Origin of the sequence: Azospira inquinata (genome assembly GCF_018905915.1) — a bacterium.
GTDB classification, from domain to species: Bacteria; Pseudomonadota; Gammaproteobacteria; order Burkholderiales; family Rhodocyclaceae; genus Azospira; species Azospira inquinata.
In genome coordinates, this window is sequence record NZ_CP064782.1 from 2,469,171 (window position 1) to 2,489,256 (window position 20,086).

Consider the following 20,086-nt stretch of genomic DNA (forward strand, 5'->3'; position numbering starts at 1 on the left):
GGTGCGTTCCATTGTTCCGGTCAGGAAAGGCGTTGGGGCCCTATTCTGCCTGCAAACGGCAGGTGGGGGCAGAAAAACTCCTCAATCCCCAAGCTGGGTGCGGCTTTCAGAGGACTTCTCCGATTTCGGTCAGAGCCTGGATGACCCATTGGGCCTGGGCATCGGTTAACTGGGGACCCATGGGCAAGCTGAGTACCTCTCCCGCCAGTTGTTCTGCCAGAGGAAAGTTGATTCCAGCCCATGCCCGGGCATAGGCCTGTTGCCGGTGGGGCGGGGTGGGGTAGTGGATCAGGGTACTGATGCCTCGCTCCGCCAGATAGCGCTGCAAAGCATTCCGCTGGGGATGACGGATGACGAACAGGTGCCACGCCGGATCAGCCCAAGGGGCGACGGTAGGCAGAGTGAGAGGGGTGTCCGCCAGGGCTTCCCTATAGCGTTGGGCGAGTTGGCGGCGACGTCCATTCCAGTCTTCCAGATGGGCTAGCTTGACCCCCAGGACAGCTGCTTGCACCGGGTCCAGACGGCTGTTGAAACCAATCCGCTCGTGGACGTATTTCTGTCGGGAGCCGTAATTGCCCAATTCCCGAATTCGCTCTTGGAGTGCAGGGTCATCCGTGGTGACCGCTCCCCCGTCCCCCAAGGCGCCCAGATTTTTTCCCGGATAGAAACTCCAGGCCACCGGATTGCCATGGCTTCCGATGGGGCGTCCCTTGTAGTGGGTGCCGTGGGCTTGGGCTCCATCTTCCACCACGGCCAGCCTATGGCGGCGGGCGATGGCCATGATGGGGTCCAGATCCGCCGGGTGACCGTAGAGATGGACCGGAAGAATGGCCCGGGTGCGGGGAGTGATGGCCGCTTCCAGGCGGCTTGGGTCCATCGTGTAAGTAACGGGGTCGGGCTCCACCGCTACCGGGGTAGCGCCGCAATGGCTAACTGCCAGCCAGGTGGCGATGAAGGTGTTGCTGGGGACCAGCACTTCGTCCCCGGGGCCAATGCCTAGGGCTACCAAAGTCAGATGCAGGGCGTCCAGGCCGTTGCCCACGCCAATACAGTAGGCGGCGCCGGTAGCAGCGGCAAATTTGTCCTCAAATTCCGCCAAAACCCGGCCCCCGATATAGTGGCCGGAACGCAGCACCTCTAAAACCGCCCCTTCAATTTCCGGTTGAAGTTCTCGGTAGGCTGCGCTCAGGTCGAGAAAAGGGACATTTAGGGGCGGAGTCATGGGGCCAACACTTCCCGGAGAAACTGGTCATGGTCTCGAATGTAGTCCTCTTCCTCATAGGGGGCAGAGGCCAGCACCATGCAGACGGCGCCGGAAGAAAAATTGTCCAGGGTTCGCCACATCATGGGGCAGACATAGAGCCCGTAGTAAGAGCGGTTAAGGTGAAAACGGTGACTTTCCCGCCCATCGCTCAGATTGACGTCGAAGCTGCCGGACATGGCAATGATGAATTGGTGCAGCTGGCGGTGGGCATGACCGCCTCGCTCCGAGCCTCCGGGCACGTCGTAGAGGTAATAGGTGCGAGCGATCTCGAAGGGAATATGGCGCCCCCCTTCGATGAAGGTCAGGTTGCCTCGGGGGTCCTGGATTTTGGGCAGGTAGATGAGATGGCAATCCTGCAAGGGCATGGATGAGTTCTCCTGAAACCGGACGGGAGCATAAAGCTTGGTAAGTGGGAGGTCTATAACACCAAGCCGGTGAGAACCCGGTAACCTAGGCCCCGGACCAGGCAGTCCCGGTAGATGAAGGGAGCGCTTTGGACGGCGGCGATGAGAATGGGGGCGCCGTTGTTGGGTATAGCTTCCGGGGCCCATACCGGGTGACTTCGGTAAGGCTTGGCCTGGGCGGAGGGGCGAGGATCTATGTAGGCGGTGACCGGGGTTTGGCGCAGTAGGTGGGATTTTTCTGCCAGCAGGCCAGCTTGGGCCCCCGTACCCCAGACCACTACTCCTTCCGCCAGAGGACCGGTCTGGATAAAGTCCGGCAGGCGCCGCTGGCGGAGGTGGTCCTTTAACCGGTCCACCAAGCCTTCCTCTACCGTGGGCAGGCGCTGCCAGACTAGGTCATCTACGAAGACGAAGTGGGCGCCGTTTTGTCGGAGCAGGGCGAAGAGTTCTGCGATGGCGACAATTTCCTCCTCCGTGACTTCGGGCCTCTTGAAGTCGCAGCTAATCTGGAAGTTGCAATTCAGAAGTCCGTGCTCGGCTATTTGGGCGGTAAAGGAGGCTAGTTCTCCAAAAGTACTGTTTTCCTCCATGAGGATGTACTTGATGATGACGTTGTCGCTCCGGGCCGCGGCATAGCGTCCCAAGTTCTTGAGTACCTGGGGAAATTGCTTAGACTCGCGAATTTTCCGGAATAGGGGTTCGCTGCCCGCATCCACGCTGGTAACGATGAAGGCCCGATCTTCTTGCAGAAGCTCGGCCAGGGGCGGGGAAAACTTGGTGGCGTTGGTGATCACCCGCTGTTTGACCCCGGGGGCCCAGCGGGCCAGATTTCGGAGGACCGGCTCAAACTGGGCATCAATGGTAGGTTCCCCTCCTCCCCAGACTACGTATTCGCAGTGGCTCAGGGCTCCCGCTTGCTCCAGGGACTTCACCAGAGCGGCGACGTCATAGGACGGTGCTAGACCACCATAATAGGTGTCGCTGCAATAAAGGCAGCGCATATTGCAGACCGAGTGGTATTCCAGAGACAGGTAGCGGACCCCATTGGACAACAGGGGGCCCCACTCCTGAAAGGCGAGGAAGGGGCAACTCCGGCATTGTTCCGCATTGTCCCGGTTGATTTCCCGGTGCAGGGCCTGTTTGGCAGCGAGAACCTGAGCGTAGTCCGGATGGTCCCCCGGTGCCGTGTCGAAAAGTGCCACGTCCCCCTGCATCTGGCCGTCCCGGAAGAAGCGCTTGCAGCAGGTACGGATTTGGTTGGGGGCGAGGAACAGGGAATGGTGGAGATCGTAACAGCTCCAGGTTTTCCTGGCTTCTTCCCCAAGGCGGCGGAGCAGGGCGGCGCTATCTAAGGTGTCCTGGGCCATACCCGCCATGAAGGTCTGGAAAAGGATTTGATACTTTGTCTGGAAGCCTGCAGGAGCGGAGGATTGTTCTGGCAGTTGGGCCAGTAAATGGCGGCTGTCCTGATACAGACACTGGAGAATGGCTTCCGGGCGGTCTTCTTTGACGATGGCCGTGTTCATCAGTCGCATCAAGCGGGAGGACACCACATTCATCAAGCCGATGCGTAATTCCGAGACGAATTTTCCGCTTTGCCCCCGGATGGAAAGCATCTCCCAAATGGCCTCCAAAGCCTTGAGATAGCCTTTGATATGGCGTGTTCCCAAGGTATTGACGATGGAGCCTGGGGTGTCCCATTTGATGTAGAGGACCGCGGCCAATACCGTGACCTGGCGGGCGGCCAGGAGAGCGTGGAATAGATAATCCACATCCTCGTGATAGCCGCCTCGGAAGTGGATTTTCTGTGCTACTAAGAACTCCCGCCGGAACAGGTGAAAAATCACCGAGTTGTCCAGACGATTGAGTAAATATTCCCGAATACGGGCCGTGGCATCGCAACTCGCCAGGAGGGACAGGTCGTCCCTCCTGCCCCGGGGCTGGCCTACCGGATCGGCGCCATAGCGCCAGTCGAAGGCCACCAGGTCTGGTGGCTCAGTCTGAGTCTCTAGATGTTGTTCAACAGCAGCAAAAAAACCGCCTTCCAGGGCATCATCCCCATCCAGGAAAACAACCCATTCCCCACGGGCCAAAGCCACTCCCCGGTTACGCGCGGCCCCCGGGCCTCTGTTACGGGGCAGGCGATCCACGATGACCGGTAGTTCAGGATGGTCTCGGACCAAAGCCTGGAGCAGGTCCGGCGTTGTGTCCGTGGAGCAGTCATCCACCAGAATGATCTCCAGGCCGGAGGAGGGAATCTGGTTGAAGACGCTGGATACCGCTCGGAGCAGGGTGGCGGTGGCGTTGTAGGTGGGGATGATCAGGGAAAAGCGCATGGGGATTTAATCTGGAATCGCTTCACTCCGACCGCTACGAGCTGCATCAGCCATAGTTTGGAGAAAACCCAGGCCAGCTCCCGCAAAGGCGGTGTCAAAAACTTCCTCGGACTGCCAGTGGCCATGACGCCGATATTCCCGGAAGGCCTGGGCGATATCCACATACAGGTTGGCGAAGGCCTCCACATAACCTGCCGGGTGACCAGCCTTGAAACGGGTGTAGCGGGGGGCTCCTGCAATTGGGGCATGGCCGCCCCGGTCCAGGGTTTCACGGCGGCCATCCGGGTAAGCTAAATGGATTTCTTCTGGCCGCACCTGCTCCCATTCCGCACTCCCCTCGCTACCAAAAATGCGTAGGCGCAGGCCATTGCGCAGGCCCAGCATACATTTGCCGAAAAGAAAGCTACCCACCATGTCATCTTCGTAGCGCACCGCGGCCTGAACGTAATCCACTACAGCAGGAAAATTGCCATAGGAGTGATGTATGCCCTGGATTTGCAAGGGGCGCCGGGGAATCAGGTATTGGGTGATTTGGTGCAGATGCACCCCCAAATCCAGGTATACGGTTGGAATCGGGCCGTCGTGAAGGCGCCATTCCTGCGGTTTGGCCGGTTGACCATCGTCTCCCCGGCGGATGAAGCCTTCCTGGGGCATTTCTGCGATGAAATGGAGAATCCGACCCAACTGGCCATTCCTGATGCGGGCGCGTAGTTCCCGCAGGGCTGGATAGCCGGTGTAGTTGTAGGTGACGGCTAGGAAGCCTCCGTGCTGCTTTTCCGCCATCCGGATGGCGGCTGCTTCGGCCGGTGTGGCGCTCATGGCCTTTTCACAGATGACACCCAGACCAGCTTCCAGGCAGGCTAACACCGGTTCCAGATGGTTGGAGGTGGGAGTAAGGATCACCACCATATCCAAATCGGTTTCCGTTGCTAGCAAGGCTTGGTAAGTGTCATAGACCCGGTGTGGTGTGACACCGTAGAAGCGGCCACTTTCTTGATTTAATGCCTTGTGGCGGCTGAAGCACCCTGCCACTAGCTCGAATTGGCCATCCATACGCAGAGCGTTGTAATGGACCCGCCCTACGGCGGAATTAATGCCTCCACCAATGAAGGCAAGGCGAAAGGGAGCGGCTTGCTCCTGAAATTCAGGGGACAGGGGCATGGTCGGTCTCCGTGGTGTCCAGTTGCACGTACTGGCCCAGATTTTGGGTGATGCGGAACAGGCTGGGGGCATCGGCGAACTCAGCGAACAAGATGCCGACTTTATCGTAGGGAGCCGGGCTGACTCCGGCGCCGCTGATGCTCAGGGGATAGAACTGCACGTTGTTGCTGGGTATCTTGGATTGTACAGACCAGACTACGGCTGGGTGGGTAAGAGACAGGGTATGCCGGGCCCAAAAGCGTTCCGGTCCTAAGGGGGGCATGGGCGCCGGATCGCCGGTGAAGCCTGCCACATAATGAGCCAGGTAGTCAGCACCGCAGCCTCGGTTAATCAGGTGGTAATAAAGGTCTCCGGGGCAACGGCGCATGCATTCGATAATCTGACAGCGGTCGCCGTCGGCAATGAACTGGGTGTGCAGCAGTCCGTCGCAAAGTCCCAGGAGGGTCACCACCCGGCCCATACAATCCCGCACCTTGTCCCGCAGCCCTTCCGGGAGACGGGAAGGGTAATTGGAGCAATCCACCTGGTAGGGGTAGGCCTGACAGAATTCATCCACGAAAAAATCCAGGTAGATATGGCCGTCTCGGATAAAGGCGGAATGACTATGCAGGGAGCCAGAGACAAATTCTTCCACCAGGGCTTCGCCTTGACGGGATGCTGCTAGGGCATGGGCGATGGCTCCTTGGGCCTGGTTTGCCGCTTCAAGGCGGGTTACGCCTCGGCCGCTGAAACTATCCGTGGGTTTGATTAGGTAGGGGGCGCGCAGTCCCGTCAGGTCCGGCATCTGGCCTTCCCGGGCGAGGCGCGCCCGGGGGGCAGGGAGGTCATTGGCTTCCATGAATTCGCGGAAGCGGGCCTTATTGGCCAGGAGGGTGGTGGTGTCCAACGTATCAAAACCCGGCAAACCCAAGGTATTGGCTACATGGCTGGCGGCCAGATAGGCGTAATCGTTGCAGGAGGGGCAGATGCGGTCGTATTTTTCCCGGCGAACCAATTCCAGCAGGGCGTCTTTGTCCGCATAGTCTAGCCGGTGCCAAGGGGCGCCGTAGTTGGTGCAGGGGTCGTGCTCGTTGGCACCGCAAAACTCCACCCCATAGCCCTGGCGCTGAAGGGCGAAATAGAGGGGAGCGGCGCTGAAGCTCGTGCCGACTAAAAGGACTTTGGGCTTGGCCATGGGCGCTTAAAGTTCCAAATCCCGGAAAATCTGCTGTACCCGGTGATCCCAGGTGTGCTTTTCCCGGATCAGGGTGTAGGCGTTGTGGCGGATTCTTTCCGCCTCTGGACTACCCAGGTAATGGTCCGTGACTTCTTTCAGGGTGCCCAGGGAATATTCGATGTAGTGTTCTCCGGGCAGAAATTCATCCTTTTCTTCCCCGACCACGCTGTTGCGATTGGCAAATACCGGTCCGCCGCAAGCGCCCATGCAGTCGAAGACCCGGGGGTGGGTGATCATGCCTCCGTTATGCAGATTGAAGGCGCTGCTTTGGAAGACCTGTACCGTATCCTGGAAAACAGGCAGTTCCCGGTGGTAGGAGGGGGCCAGATCGGGCCAGCTACGCCAGCTGTCCGGACCGAACAGGCGCAGGGAATAGCCACAATGGACGATCTTGGCGGCAATCCGGTAGCGGTTGAAAGCCCGGATGTACTCTTCTTTAAAAATGCTCAGGTTTTGGGGGTCCATACCCTGGGTGGTGGCGTCCTGGGTGTTGAAGAACACTTCCACGATGGCATCCAGCAATTCCAAGGGATGGTCCAGTTCTTCACCCAGGGCCGTTTCCAGAAAATTGAAATAGTCTTGGCCGGAGAACTGGCGACCGTTACCCAGGGAAAATCGGCGGCTGAGCAATTCCGCCGGAGGAATGTAGGCGATCAGGGAAAAATCGGATTGGATGTCCCGGGGAACGGCCTCGGGGGCCACCGGCTCGGCGGCGAAGTGGAGGATGCCGACCTGTGGATTATCGGGAAATACGGCATTTTTCAGGCGGTGAGCCACCGCATAGACCAGGTCGTCCCCTTTCGACTCAAAGCGGGTATGGCGCAGGTCCCGACCATTGAAAATATTGTCCTGAAGCCAGAGTACATGGCGGAAGGCTGGCGTGGTCTGGGTCGGGCGGGGACAGTTGATGGAAAACACCAAATCCGGGGCATAGCCCTGCAACAGAGCACTTTCTGCCCCCTCATTCAAGTCGGCTACCTGGATCAGGCAGTCCGCTCCGGTACGCATGAAGGCACGGCGCAGGGCGAGGGCCAGATTGATGTAGAAAAAGGTCCGGGCCGGGGCCCGGATCAGGATGCGTTTATATTGAGTCAATTGGGGGCCGGGTAAAGCGTTAGCGTTGAGTGAGAGGTAGGGCGAATTTGCGCACCACCATTTGCAGAGCCTGTTCGATGCCCTGGTCGGTGAGGCCCAGGGCGTTTTCCTGGAACATCATGGCGATCATGGAGCCCACCTGAACATCCCCCTTGGCTTCCAGCTGATGAACGGTGAAATTCCGTTCCAGGGTGAGGATGAAATCCAGGTCTGCCAATAGAGGCAAAGATTGATCCAGGCCGCCTTGGCGGAGGAACAGGGCGCGGCGTAGGGCGAAGGCGGCGAGGGGGGGCATCTGGCCCTGCCAGGGGTGACCGGCGGAGAGAACCATACCGAGCAGGCTGTTCCAGGCCCGATGCAGCCCGGCACATTCCTCCGGTTCCCGGGTGCTTACCGGGTATTGGACTGTGGTGCAACCTGGCTGGCTGAGGGCCTGAACCAGGTAGGCGAGAAAATCCGGGGCCAGATCCCCCTGGGGGTCCATGAAGTAGAGCAGTTGTCCGCCCGCTACCTGGGCCGCCAGATTGTAGGCTGTGGCCAGGCCTACGCCGGGCAAGTGGAGACAGCGGACGGCCTGGCTACGGGTCGGGTCGTCCCCCAGGTTGGCGCAATCCATGCGCCCCCGATTTACCGCCAGCAGTTCCCAGTTTTTAAACTGCTGCAAATCCAGCTGGGTCAATACCTGATCCACCACCTCCGGGTTATCCATGAGGGGCAGCACGATGGTCAGTGTGGGGTTATCCAGGGGGCCGTCCAGGGGATCGTTCTGCAACTCACGCAAATAGGCTTCTCCCCGCTCGTAGGCGGCCAGGACCTGGGCCGCATCCCCGTTGCGGCCCGGAAGGGAAGCCTGGCGGTAGGCTTCCCGCTTCCGGTTCAGGGTGTCCAGAATACCGGCTTCATAACCTGCCAGTCGGTCCCGATTTTCCGCTACCAGATAGCGGTCCAGGAGGACGGCGAATTCCCGGGCGCCGATGCCCTGTTCGTCAAAATCCCGACCTACAGACGCCTGATTGTCGTGGATGCGGAAGGCGCCCAAGGGGGCATAGATGAAGGTGGAAAGTACGCCTCGCAAGGACAGGCGCAAGGCCAGATCCCAGTCCGTGGCCCGGAAAAAGCGACCCGGTTGGTCATCGATGGTGAGTTCCGGATCGAAGGCCCCCTGTTCCCGGATTACCCGGGTGCGGAACAGGGTGGCGCCCATGTAAATGTACTCATCAAAGCGCAGCAGATCGGGAAAATCATCCCGACCCGGGGGCAGATGGCAGGGCAGGTGGCCCGGGTGGCGCACAGTGCTGACGAGCCGATCCTGATCGTCCGCCATAACGTAGTTGGCGTAGGCGAAACCAGCCTGGGGATATTGGCGCAGGGCGTTGAGTAAGCGCCCCAGGCAGCCGGGTAGGAGAAAATCATCGGCGCCCAGGAGCAGGACGAATTCCCCCCGGGCTTCCCCGAAGGCCTTATTCACATTGGCGACCGCTCCCAAGTTTTCCGCATTGCGTATCACCCGGATGCGGTCGTCTGCCTGGAAGGCTTGGAGGCGTTCCGGAGTGTCGTCCGTGGAACAGTCATCCACCACTACCAGTTCCCAATCCTGGAAATCCTGGGTTTGTACGGAGGACAGGGCTTTGGGGAGATAGCGGCCGTAGTTGTAGGCGGGGATAACGACAGAAATAAGAGGGGCAGCAGACATGGGTCAGGCTTTCCGTTGATCGACGAGGATGGTGCGGCGCAGAGCGTTCCGATCTACCCGCTCTTCCCCATACACCTCCAGCCAGGGGGCCGCTTGGCGGCGCAATGCCTTTTCCAGGCTGCGCATCAGGGCCGGCAGTTCGGCGGAGTCGGCACTTTTTTCGTAATTGAGGATGACCCGCACCGGGCGCCCCCGGATGTCGTCCTCCAGCCGGTCCACCTCCAAAAGGTCCTGGGCCAGATTCTCCGCCTGAAGCGTGTGGGCCACGACCTGGCGCAAGCGGGCCAGACGGGCTTCCGGGGTGGCTTGGGTCCAGGTTTCCGGCAGGGCCAGGAAGACGGCACCGGACAGTGCCGGGGTTTCCCCAGCGGGGCGGCATTGCTGCCGGTAGGCCCGCAGGGCGGTCTGAGCCTGTTCCAGGGCGGGGACTTCCTGAATCGGATTGAGAATGCCCCGGTCTGCCGGAGGCGGAACTTCCCGGCTAACCAGGTGGAACGCATAGGCAGCCCCCTGGGCGGCGGCTTCCTCCAGGCTTAAGCCTGGGAGCAGGCAGGCCAGGATGTCCAGCCAATCCCGGTCCGCTTCGGGGGCGTTGGTGAAGTGGGCCGCCTGGATGCCGTCCGTATCGGCAGCCAGCCATAGGCGCAGCCCCAGGGCGTCCGTATCCGGATCAAGGGGGGGCAGCAAACGGGCGCCAGCTGGAGGGGGCGGCGTTTTCTCCAGGAGGGCGGCCAGACGGGCGGCGCTTTCCCGGAGGGACTGGTGGTAAGAGGTGGTGGCCATGGTGTCAGATGAAATTGAGATGGTCCGGTGGGGTGCCCTGGGGGGCGCGCAGTTGGATTTCACCGCGCCGATAGGCGTCCAGGGTTTCATTGACCTTGTGTTGCAGGCAAAGGGTGCCACACATGGTCTGGGCATTGAAATCCGGGGAGGCCAGATAATTCATGACTTCCCAATAGGCATCGCTTTGCCAGATGTCCTTAAAGCGCGTGTCGCAGATATTACCCAGGTGGAATTTTTTGTAGCGCTCGTTGAAGAGCATGCCGCAGGGAGCCACCAGACCGGAACCCGACAGCTGGATGATGAAGGGGGGGCCGTAGCAGCGCTGATAGCTGCGTTTTTCCCCGGCCAGAATCTTGGACCACTTGACCGAGACTTGGTAATCCGGGGTGGACAGGGCTTCCGCCTGGTGCAGGGTATCGAAGAGGTCTCCGTAACCGCTGTAATCCACCTGGAGATCCCCGTCTTCATTGTCGCTGCAATGCTTGAAGATGCAGTAATCCACCCCCAGCTCCCGGCCCAGCCGGGCCAGAGGCAATACCTGGTCGCCGAACTGGGGCATGAGCACCATTTGCAGGCCCAAAGTGACGGAAAGATTCCGCTCCCGTTTGATGCGCACCATGGCCCGGATGTTGTCCAGAACCCGGTCATAGAAAGCCGGCTTGACCCCCATGATTTCTGCGTACCGGTCCCGTTCCCCGGCGGAGATGTTGATGCGCAGATAGGTCAGGTGGGGCAGGATGCGCTCCGCCATGTCCGGGGTGACGAGAAAGCCGTTGGTGCCGGTGGCCATGGACAGACCCAGTTCTCCGCCCCGCACAATGGCGTCGGCAAACACCGGGGAGACGGAGCTTTCCCCATCCGACACCAGACTGATGCCTTTTACCCCGATGTCCGCGGCATCTTCAAGGAAATCGTAAATCACCTGCTGGGTAATCGTCTTCCGGTCATTTTCCTGCAGGGTGGCATAGCAGTAGGTGCAGGCGTAATTGCAGGCCCGGGTGAGGGCCATGTCGATGGTGATGGGGGCAATGCGCTCCCCCCGTTCCCAGGCCTGCACCCGGTCCAGGTGCCAGGGAATCTTGGTGCCGTCGAGAATGAGTTGGGTGTGTTCGGGCAAGGCAGAGGACACGGCGGTTTCCTAAATGAAATTGACGTGGGGAACGGTGCCCCGGACCAATTTGTCCAGATAGCGGTTCACTTCGTCCATGCGGCAATTGACCCGGCACTGGTGAATATCCAGTTCCTGGCGCACAAAGGCGAAATTCGCCTGCCGCTTGGGGCCTTCCCAGATGCTTTGGAAATCCTGTTGATTGATGTTGCCATATTCAAAGCGGGAATCCAGCAGGTAGGCACTACAACCGTATACGGCACCGGTCGCCATGACATAAGCCCAGAATGCGGGAGTGGATAGGCAACGGGGGTAACGGTCCTGTTCTCCCTCCGTATGTTTTTTCATGGTGTGGCTGCGGAACACCACCTGGAAGTTATCCCGGTTTTCCTCCGCCAGGGTTTCCTGGAGGGAGAGGAAGCGGGAATAGTCCAGATCCCGGTAGGTTTGGGTGACGCTGGCGTTGTGTTGGGAATAGGGCTTTACCACTAGGTAGTCCAGACCGATTTCGTCCCGGCAGAGGCGGGCCAACTGGGTAATTTCCCCCGCATTTTCCGGCAGCAGGAGAATTTGGGCCCCCAGGGTGCACTTACCTCCGTCCCGCTGGCGGGCGGCCACCAGACGCTTCAGATTGCTCACTACCTTGTTGAAGTCCTCCGCCTTGGTCCGGTGAATTTTGGCATAGGTTTCCGGGCTACCTGCGTTGAGGGATACCTTGATCCAGGATACATGGGGCAGAGCTTGGGCGAGGAAGGCGTCACTCACCACCGTGGCATTGGTGGTGAAGGCCGAGTCCATGCCCGCTTCCGCTGCCGCCAGCACCATGCGGTGGATGTCCGTGTGCAACATGGGTTCCCCTTCCCCGGCGAACATCACGCTTTTAACCCCTAAGCGTCCCATGTCCGCCAGGGTGCGTTGCACCACCGCCAGGTCCAGGCGCACCGGCTGGTAGCCGATGTAATCCACGGCGCAGAAGGTGCACCGGTGGTTGCAGGCGCCCACGGGGGCTATTTCCACGTAAATGGGGTAGAGGTGTTTGAATTTTTCCCAGTCTTCCCCAGCCTCCAGGAACTGGCTGACCCGGCGGGGGTGGTACACCAGCTTATGACTGTCGATGGCGAATTGGTCAGACATGCTTACCTCGGAAGGGAAACACCCCCAGGGGGTTCCGGAAAAGGGGACAAAAAGGGCGGTGGGGCATCAGAAGGGACCGGTGAATTCTTTCTGGGGAGCATCCGCCGGGGTGGTGCGACGCAAACGGGCCTGCAGCTGTTTCCGATCCAGGGCCTTGTCTGGCCGTTGGGCCGCTACGGCAAGGGCGATGCTGGTGGCGTCCGGGTAGTAGTCCGCCGCCAGGAAATGGGAGGTGGGGGCGGGCAGGTCGGGCAGGGCCACCCGGGCGGGGGCCGCGGCCAGTTGCCCCCAGCATTGCTCGGTGATGGCTGCCACCAGTTCCCCGGCGATGCCGCCGGTTTTCCAGCCGATGTCTGCGGCCACCAGATGGCCGGTGCGGGCCACCGAGGCCGCTACCCCGGCTACGTCCAGAGGGCGGGCCATGCGCATATCCAGCACTTCCACCTCCCAGCCTTGCTCTGCCAGGGCTTCTGCCGCCAGCAGGCTTTCTACCACCATGTAGGAAAAGGCGGCGATGGTGACGTCCCGTCCGGGGCGGCGAATGGCGGCCTGTTCCAGCGGCGCGGTGTAAGGGGGCTCGGGTACCTGGTCCACCAGACCGTGGAGCCAGCGATGTTCGATGAACAGCACCGGGTCGTCGCAGGCGATGGCCGCCAGGAGCATGCCCTTGGCGTCCTGGGCGGTGACCGGCAGGGCGACCCGCAGGCCGGGAATGTGGGCGAAGAGGCTGTGCAGGGCCTGGGCGTGCTGGGGCCCCTGGCCCCAGCCCCGGCCTACCACGGTACGGATCACCAGGGGCACCTGGGCCCGCCCGGCAAAGACATAGCGCCACTTGGCGGCGTTGTTGATGATCTGGTCGGCGCACAGCAGCATGAAATCGATGCGCTGGTGCACCATGACCGGACGCATACCCGCCAGGGCAGCGCCGATGGCGATGCCGGTCATACCGTTTTCCGCCAGGGGGGTGTCGAACACCCGTTGGGGGCCGAACTGTTCCTGGAGACCGGCGGTGGTGCCAAAAATGTGTTTGGGGTCGGGCACCCCTTCCCCCAGAAGAATGACCCGGGGATCGGCGGCCATGGCCTGGGCCAGGGCTTCCCGGATGGCTTCGGCTTGGGAGATGCAACGCTGGGTATCAGCCATGGAGCAATCCTGGTAAATCGTCGTAACGGGGCGGGGCGGCGTCAAGGGCGGCCTGAAAGGCGGCGGCCACTTCGGCGTCGATGGAGTCCTTGGCTTCCTGGAAAAAAGCGCGGTCGGTCCCAGAGGCCTTGAGCTGGTCCGTCAGCCGTTGTATCGGGCAATGTTGCTGCCAGTCCTGCAATTCTCCCTGGGGCCGGTAACCCAGATCATCGTCGTAATTGGGGCCGCAGTGTTCCCGCCAGCGGTAGGTGGAAAATTCCAGGAATAGGGGGCCTTTCCCCTGACGGGCCTGGGCAATGGCCTGGGTGGCCGTATCCACCACGGCAGCCACATCATTGCCATCCGCCGTGGCTACCTGGCAGCCGTGGGCTGCCGCAACCCCGTGAATGGGGCGCTCGGGCTGGCGCTGATCCAGGCGGGTATAGACGGAATACAGGTTGTTTTCGCAGACGAAAACCATGGGCAGGTGGTGCAGCAGGGCGAAATTGAGGGATTCATGGACCACCCCCTCCTCAAAAGCACCATCGCCGAAAAAGGCCACGGATACCTGGCCACTATTTTTCAATTGGGCGGCCCAGGCCGCACCTACCGCCAAGGGAATGGTGGAGGCCACGATGGGGACTGCCCCCATGAAACCGGCTTCTGGGTCGATGAGGTGCATAGAGCCCCCCATGCCGCCGCAGCAGCCGTTGCCCTTGCCATAGAGTTCCCCGATCAGGGCCGGAAGGTTTCCTCCCTTGGCCAGATAGTGGCCGTGGGCCCGGTGGTTGCTGAAAACGTAATCGTCCTGCTTCAGAGCATGGGCCACGCCGACGCAGATGGCCTCCTGGCCGATGCACAAATGGGTGGGGCAGCGCATTTCCTGCTCGCCGTAGCGGGCGGCGATGGCTTCCTCGGTTAGCCGGATGCGCAACATGTCCCGGTACAGGTGTTGCAGTTGTGGCAGAGAAAGATTCACGATGGGGATACCTCCAGAGCCTGGAGCTGGCGCCGCAGGGCCGCTTCCACGGTGGCGACGGAAATGTGCTCCATGCAGGGAACGGTTTGCAGACAACGGGATTCCAGGCAGGGAATGCAGGACCAATCTACTTCCGGGGTCAGAGTGTGCAGATTGGGAGCGGTTACCTCCGTGGCCACCGTGGGCCCGAACAGGGCTACCACCGGCTTACCCAGGGCCAGGGCGATGTGGAGGCCAAGGGAATCGTTGGTTACCAGTACCCGGCAGCTGTGAATCCAGTCGATATAGTCTTCGATGTCGTTGGCCCCTTCTTGCCAGGAAACCCGGAAGTCCCCCGTCAGGCGGTCGTGAAGCTGGTGCCAGCGTTCTTCGGGCCAGCGTTTCAGGGGGAATTTTTGACCGATCAAATGGTTTAGCCCCACGTCGTGGCATACCTGGCTGCGGGGCTGATAGCCCAGGATGTAGGATTGGTCCCGGTAATTTTCCCCAAGCATTTCATAGAGAATGCTGGACCAGGATTTGGCCTTGCGCCGTTTGGCGTGGAGGTCCGTGGTGTAGGACAGGGCCTCATCGGAAAGGTCGTAGGCCAGGGGCCGGTGGGTGGTGGGGTCGAGGCGGAAGCCGTAGCGCCGCCAGGCCGGAATCCGGTCGGCCACCGCGCAGATGCCCGGCTCCTTTTCGAAATTGATGACGATGTCAAACCACTCGGAAAGCAGGAGGTGGGGCGTGAAGGGATTAATGACCAGGAGTCGGCTGATGTAGGGATTGCCCCGTAGCAGGGGGACCCCTTTTTGATCCACCACCCAGGTGACTTCGTATTCCTCGGGGGGAAAGAGGTGGAGGATGACCGTGCTGCGCAGGATGTCCCCCAGGCTGACCACCCCCCCCTCGTCCGGGTCCAGGGTTTCGCTATAACCGGGTTTGAGGATCAGCACCCGTTTGCGGCCGTGGGTGGGTGGGGCGATGGGCAGGGGGGAGGTCATAGGATGGCTCCATCCAGGGGGGCAAGGTAGGGGGCGACCCGATCCAGCTCCTCCGCTGCCAGGGAGTGGCGCAGGGCTGACGGTAGCTGGATGTTGCGCATCTGGACCGAGGTGTGGGGAATGCCCTGGTCGTAATAGCTTTGGAAACGGTCGTTCTTGATCTTGGTGTCACAGCCGATGCAGCGTCCGTATTCCCGGCAGGAGCGGAATTCGGTCAAGGCGGCCATGGTGAAGTCTGGGTCTAGCAGGTGACCGATGGGGCGCATCTGCTCCGGATCGAACAGATCGTCCTGCATCTGCCGGTAGCGGAAATCCCCGGCCGCCAGTTTGGCGAACTGGGCTTCCGGCCCGCCTTTTTCCCAGTTGGCGTAAAGATAGTAATGGCAGCCCCACACAAACCCCAGGGGGTCGATGAGCAGCTCGGTGGTCCGGCACTCGCAGGCCAGGGTGCTGGGGGCAAAGTGGCGGGCGATGAGGTCGGTGGAATAGGGATAGAGGTAATGGCCGTAAAGCTGGCCCTGGTGTACCCCTAGAAATTCCTTGGTCTCAAACGGCACCCGTCCTTGGTAGAGGGCTTCCATTTCTGGGGTTACCTGGTTGTCCGGATGGGCCACCATGTAAATACCCACGTCGCTGTCCGTCTTTCGGGGGGCGACCCGGAATCCCAAGCTGCCCAAGGCTTCACAACGTTCCACCAGCTCGGCAAAGCCCCGTCCCTGCCAGGTACGGTTCATTTCCGCCGCATGGTAGCTGACCCGGATGGAAGGGTAGGGGGCATCCCGTTGCAATTTCCGTTGATTGCCGTCCAGGGAGGCAACGAAATCCCGGGGTTTGAGGGCGAAGTTGGTGAGCAGGTCGAAATAGTGTTCCGTTCCCCCCAGCAAGGGGCCCAGCCCCCGGGTTTTCCAATACAGGGTGGGTTCCCCCCCTTGCAGGGTGACCGGCAAATCTTGCCGATAGGGAATGCGTTTCAGGGCGGTGATCCACTGCTCCGGGGAGAGGTGACGGGTGTCCCGGGCCTGAATCTTGAACAGGGTGGCCCGCTGCCCGGCCTGTTCCGGGTCGTTGATGCAATAGCTGCAATTTAGGTTGCAGTCCAGGGTCAGGAAAAGACCGATGTAATTAAGGGAGTCGGGCAGTTCGAGCAGCGGTAGTGTCATTATTTCCCCAATATGACCCCGTTCCTGAGCGGCATGGCGCCGGGCGGAAGGGGTATGTTAAGAGAATTAAAGCATCCTCCATGCCAGAAATGCACCAAGCCGGGGCGGGCTCAGAGAGGGCCTTCCGCCCGCACCACTTTGTTTTTCCCTGAGCGTTTGGCTGCATACATGGCTTCATCCGCCCGTTTGATGGCCGCAGTCTGGGCTTCCCCGGCCAGATATTCCGTAATGCCGGCACTGAAGGTGATCAGTAGCTTCTGGTTGTTGTGCAGGAAAATACGCCGGGTCAGATCCCGCTGTAGCCGCTCCAGAGCATGTACCCCCTCTTCCAGGGCGGTTTCGGGAAAGAGCAGGACAAATTCTTCCCCACCGTAACGGGCCACCACGTCCGTGGGGCGTAGGGTGCTGCGGATGACTCCGATGAGGTGGATGAGGGCCGCGTCCCCCGCATCGTGGCCCTGGCTGTCGTTGAGCTTTTTGAAATTGTCGATGTCCAGCAGGGCCACACAGAGCCGGGTGCGGCGCCGTTCCGCCCGGGCCACTTCCTTGTCAAAGGCTTCTTCCAGACCGCTCCGGTTGAGGGCCCCGGTGAGTTGGTCGTGGCGCACCAGCTGACTGGTTTTGTCCAGTTCCTGCTGGAGTTCGCTGATACGTTGTTCAGCCGCCTGAACTCGTTGCTGGGTGAGGCGCAATTCGTCCCGGGAGCGTTGGGCGTTGAGCTGGATGCTGCGGGTTTCCCGCATCACCTCATCCACCACATTGCCCAGATCGGCAATGTTGCTGGCCTTGGCAATGCGCCGAGCGCACACCTCGATTTTGTCGTGATATTCCGAGGTACTGTCGGCGAAATTGGCCAGATGATCCACAAAGCCGGCAAGCATGGATTTCAGGGCTTCCTTGGCTTCGTTGAGACTGAACTTCAGCTGGCTTTGTTTGAATATCACCTCTTTGATGCGATGTTCCGCGTCGTCGATCATGCGCAGGGAAAGGGGCTGACCTACGATTTCTTTGACCATATCGATCTGGCCGTTAAGCCATTGATCGTCCTCCACCAGTTCCCCCACATTTTCGATGAGCAACTGGAGTAGGTTCAGGAGTCCCTGACGCAATTCCCGCTGGTCATCCGCCAACAGTTCCAGGCGGTAAGAAAATTTCTTCAGCCGGGCTAGAAGTTTTTTCAGGGTGCGGGTGCTGCGGGCCTGGCGCACTTCTCCCGCCAGATGGGTGGCTTCCTGGGACAATTCGGGGAATTCCACCAGTTGGGTGGCGATGGCCGTTTCCAGGGTGAAGGCGAATAGCTCCCGTAGTTCTGCGAGAAATTCGTTGGCCGGGCTGGGCGTTTCCTCGGAATTGGCGGTGGGGGCAGGGCGAGCGCTGGTGCTGGTGGTTTCCCCATCAGGCAATTCCGCCACCAGTTCCATGTCCGCTCCGGCCCGGTCAGTCTGGGCCCAGGAAGCGATCAGGCCGTTCAGGCGGGTGAAAAGAATGTCTCCGTCCTGGCTGGCGCTGGCCAGAACATGGTCCAGGGCATCCCGTTTTTTGCTGGTGGTCAGCCCGTTATGCCGGGTTTCCCACTGGCGCAGTAATTCCCCGATCAGGGGAGCCCAGGCGGGGGGCTCCCGGTTGAGCCAGGCCAGCAGAGTGGCCTGGAAGCCTTCCCAATCCTTGTCCGTGACCGCCTGATCCAGTTCCCGGGATAGGCGCAGCTGCTCTGGGCGCTGCCGTTCCAGGCCGTCCAGCAGACTGTGGCACTGTTTTTCAGGGAATGGGGGGGCGTCGTTATCCAATCCGGCAATTTCGTTGTACAGGGCCTGGTAATTGTCCGGGGTCGGGGTGATGCGGCGTACGGCCAGGAGGCGCAAGACTTCCCTGGCGACTTCGGAGGGATTGGTTAAAGCCGGCATAAAGCCTTCCACAACATCGCTGAGTAGACGGCCATTTTAACCGAAGGCGGCACGGCGGGACGCTCCTCGGCTATAATGCGCCAGCCCCTGTTTGGGAAGGCGCCGCTTTAGCTCAGTTGGTAGAGCAACCGCCTTGTAAGCGGTAGGTCGTCTGTTCGATTCAGACAAGCGGCACCAGCGCATTTGGCTCCGGTTTTCCTCCGAGCCTGACAAGAGAGCCCCGGCCTTTGCCGGGGTTTTTTGTTATGAAGTATGGCATCGGAAGAGGGGCGAAGCATCGTTGGATGTAAAGGGCAGGGGGCGGCGTAATGCCCCATCAAAGAATAGGTTAAGCGGGTGGCCCCTTACGGTAAGGCTAAGTGGCGGCAAATATGCTATTGTCAAAACATGTCGATGACATCGCCGTATCCGGCGCCGCCGGACGGAGGAATGCCGGTTCCCCAATAGGGGCCGGAGGTTGATACCAAACAGCCGGTGTTCCGGCCCAGTGAGGCCCGGGCCCGGTTTCCAAAAAATGGATCAAGACTGTCCATGGAGGTTGTGATGAACAAGCATTCCTGCGCTGCCCTGTTGTCCCTTTTGGCCCTATCCGTGCCTGCCGCCGTGCTGGCCGCCGATGAAGCGCCGGCCAAGGAAGTGAATGCCTTCAAGGCCTGCTACAGCACGGCCAAGGCCAAACCCGGTGCTCCGGTGGTGAAACTCGATGTGGTGGTGGATTCCGCCCCGGAACGCAAGGCTGTGGGCACGGGCACGGTGAACTGGGGCTCCCTGGGCCCCGCCTTCAAGCCCATCAAGGCGCCCATCAGCGGCCCCTGGTATTTCATGTGCACCATGAAATCCTGTTCCCTCCGCTTTGACTTTTCCAGCGCCCCCGGCGCCCGTGGCCTGAAGGGCATGTTGGTGGTGCCCAACTGGGGCGCCCCCGGCATTCTCAAGTACGAGTTTGAAGGCAGCCACGGGGAAGTGGAGCAAAAGGCCGCCGTCTGCAACTAAGCCTGGGCCGGAGCTGGCGCTCCGGCGGTTAGGCATGGGAAATCCCGCTTTAGGCGGGATTTCTTTTTTGGGGAAGGGCCCTGGCGTTAGGGCGGAATTGGAAGCCCATGGGCTGGGGCCTGGGCAAATCGGGGAAGGGGCACCCAATGACTTTCCTGGTGCCGAACCATCCCTCGGGAGAAGGCTCATAAAAAAGCCCCGGATCGGCCGGGGCTTGGGACGGGGCGGCCGCCCTTAGTGCTGCATGCCTTCGTGCATTTGACCCTGGCCGTTCATAGGCATGGCCATGGGCTGGATGCGTTGCACCGGGGCTTCCACCTTGAGGCTGGAGCCGTCGTCGAAATTCAGGGTGAGGGGCACCCGTTCCCCTTCCTTGAGGGGCTGCTTCAGGCCGATGAGCATGATGTGCAGGCTGCCGGGCTGGAGCACCGCTTCCCCGTTGGCTTTGATATCCACGGCGGGGATTTCCCGCATGCGCATCACGTTGCCGTCATGGACGTGGGTGTGGAGTTGCACGGTCTGGGCCACCGGGCTTTCCGCCTTCACCAGCTTGCGGTCCGCGTTGCTGTGATTTTTGATGACCATGAAGGCCCCCGTATTGGGCATGTTGGGGGGCATCAGACGCACATAGGGATTTTCCACCGTGATGGGACTATCGGCCCAGGCCGGGGCGGCAAACCAGGCGCCGCAGCTGAGGGCGGCGGCGAGGAGAATTTTCGGGTATTGCATGGCAACTCCTTGGCTGAGGATG

General features: G+C 60.6%; 17 protein-coding genes and 1 tRNA gene. 2 read left to right on the forward strand and 16 right to left on the reverse strand.

Annotated elements, in window-relative coordinates; all coding sequences use genetic code 11:
- Window positions 1–106: 106 nt before the first annotated feature.
- The 15 genes from Azoinq_RS11315 to Azoinq_RS11385 form a co-directional block, all read right to left on the reverse strand.
- Window positions 107–1,222, reverse strand: a complete 1,116-nt coding sequence (locus Azoinq_RS11315; RefSeq protein ID WP_216129020.1) for a DegT/DnrJ/EryC1/StrS family aminotransferase — start codon at window positions 1,220–1,222, stop codon at window positions 107–109.
- Window positions 1,219–1,629: a sugar 3,4-ketoisomerase gene (locus tag Azoinq_RS11320; protein ID WP_216129018.1), complete on the reverse strand. Its 411-nt coding sequence runs from the start codon at window positions 1,627–1,629 to the stop codon at window positions 1,219–1,221. The genes Azoinq_RS11315 and Azoinq_RS11320 overlap by 4 nt, the downstream gene beginning before the upstream one ends.
- A 53-nt stretch (window positions 1,630–1,682) precedes the next feature.
- The gene (locus Azoinq_RS11325) at window positions 1,683–4,004 is read right to left on the reverse strand and encodes a glycosyltransferase (RefSeq protein ID WP_216129016.1); all 2,322 of its coding nucleotides are present in this window, start codon (window positions 4,002–4,004) and stop codon (window positions 1,683–1,685) included.
- A 6-nt stretch (window positions 4,005–4,010) separates the two neighbouring features.
- Window positions 4,011–5,165 carry a Gfo/Idh/MocA family protein gene (locus Azoinq_RS11330; protein ID WP_216129014.1) on the reverse strand — a complete coding sequence of 385 codons (1,155 nt, stop codon included), beginning with the start codon at window positions 5,163–5,165 and terminating at the stop codon, window positions 4,011–4,013.
- Window positions 5,149–6,339 (reverse strand): ATP-grasp domain-containing protein, encoded by a 1,191-nt coding sequence (locus Azoinq_RS11335; protein ID WP_216129012.1) that lies wholly within the window; start codon window positions 6,337–6,339, stop codon window positions 5,149–5,151. Before Azoinq_RS11335 ends, Azoinq_RS11330 begins: the two co-directional genes overlap by 17 nt.
- Before the next feature lie 6 nt (window positions 6,340–6,345).
- Window positions 6,346–7,476 (reverse strand): glycosyltransferase family protein, encoded by a 1,131-nt coding sequence (locus Azoinq_RS11340; protein WP_216129010.1) that lies wholly within the window; start codon window positions 7,474–7,476, stop codon window positions 6,346–6,348.
- A gap of 19 nt (window positions 7,477–7,495) precedes the next feature.
- Window positions 7,496–9,169, reverse strand: a complete 1,674-nt coding sequence (locus Azoinq_RS11345; RefSeq protein ID WP_216129008.1) for a glycosyltransferase family 2 protein — start codon at window positions 9,167–9,169, stop codon at window positions 7,496–7,498.
- 3 nt (window positions 9,170–9,172) lie between these two features.
- Window positions 9,173–9,952, reverse strand: coding sequence for a hypothetical protein (locus Azoinq_RS11350; protein ID WP_216129006.1), 780 nt, complete (start codon window positions 9,950–9,952; stop codon window positions 9,173–9,175).
- 4 nt (window positions 9,953–9,956) lie between these two features.
- Window positions 9,957–11,081 carry a radical SAM protein gene (locus Azoinq_RS11355; protein WP_216129004.1) on the reverse strand — a complete coding sequence of 375 codons (1,125 nt, stop codon included), beginning with the start codon at window positions 11,079–11,081 and terminating at the stop codon, window positions 9,957–9,959.
- Window positions 11,082–11,090: 9 nt separating this feature from the next.
- The gene (locus Azoinq_RS11360; protein WP_216129002.1) at window positions 11,091–12,194 is read right to left on the reverse strand and encodes a radical SAM protein; all 1,104 of its coding nucleotides are present in this window, start codon (window positions 12,192–12,194) and stop codon (window positions 11,091–11,093) included.
- A gap of 66 nt (window positions 12,195–12,260) precedes the next feature.
- Complete coding sequence (locus tag Azoinq_RS11365) at window positions 12,261–13,337, reverse strand: alpha-ketoacid dehydrogenase subunit beta (protein WP_216129001.1); 1,077 nt, start codon at window positions 13,335–13,337, stop codon at window positions 12,261–12,263.
- Window positions 13,330–14,295 carry a thiamine pyrophosphate-dependent dehydrogenase E1 component subunit alpha gene (locus Azoinq_RS11370; RefSeq protein WP_216128999.1) on the reverse strand — a complete coding sequence of 322 codons (966 nt, stop codon included), beginning with the start codon at window positions 14,293–14,295 and terminating at the stop codon, window positions 13,330–13,332. Before Azoinq_RS11370 ends, Azoinq_RS11365 begins: the two co-directional genes overlap by 8 nt.
- Window positions 14,292–15,278 carry a glycosyltransferase family 9 protein gene (locus Azoinq_RS11375; protein WP_216128997.1) on the reverse strand — a complete coding sequence of 329 codons (987 nt, stop codon included), beginning with the start codon at window positions 15,276–15,278 and terminating at the stop codon, window positions 14,292–14,294. The genes Azoinq_RS11370 and Azoinq_RS11375 overlap by 4 nt, the downstream gene beginning before the upstream one ends.
- Window positions 15,275–16,438 (reverse strand): 4Fe-4S cluster-binding domain-containing protein, encoded by a 1,164-nt coding sequence (locus tag Azoinq_RS11380; protein ID WP_216128995.1) that lies wholly within the window; start codon window positions 16,436–16,438, stop codon window positions 15,275–15,277. Before Azoinq_RS11380 ends, Azoinq_RS11375 begins: the two co-directional genes overlap by 4 nt.
- A 110-nt stretch (window positions 16,439–16,548) precedes the next feature.
- Window positions 16,549–18,342 (reverse strand): GGDEF domain-containing protein, encoded by a 1,794-nt coding sequence (locus tag Azoinq_RS11385; protein ID WP_216128993.1) that lies wholly within the window; start codon window positions 18,340–18,342, stop codon window positions 16,549–16,551.
- A gap of 101 nt (window positions 18,343–18,443) precedes the next feature.
- Between Azoinq_RS11385 and Azoinq_RS11390 the strand changes: the two genes are divergently transcribed.
- Window positions 18,444–18,519 (forward strand) — tRNA-Thr (locus tag Azoinq_RS11390).
- A 366-nt stretch (window positions 18,520–18,885) separates the two neighbouring features.
- Window positions 18,886–19,335, forward strand: coding sequence for a DUF1842 domain-containing protein (locus Azoinq_RS11395; RefSeq protein ID WP_216128991.1), 450 nt, complete (start codon window positions 18,886–18,888; stop codon window positions 19,333–19,335).
- A 234-nt stretch (window positions 19,336–19,569) separates the two neighbouring features.
- On the opposite strand, the gene Azoinq_RS11400 is transcribed toward Azoinq_RS11395, so the two are convergent.
- Window positions 19,570–20,064, reverse strand: a complete 495-nt coding sequence (locus tag Azoinq_RS11400; protein WP_216128986.1) for a copper chaperone PCu(A)C — start codon at window positions 20,062–20,064, stop codon at window positions 19,570–19,572.
- Window positions 20,065–20,086: the final 22 nt, after the last annotated feature.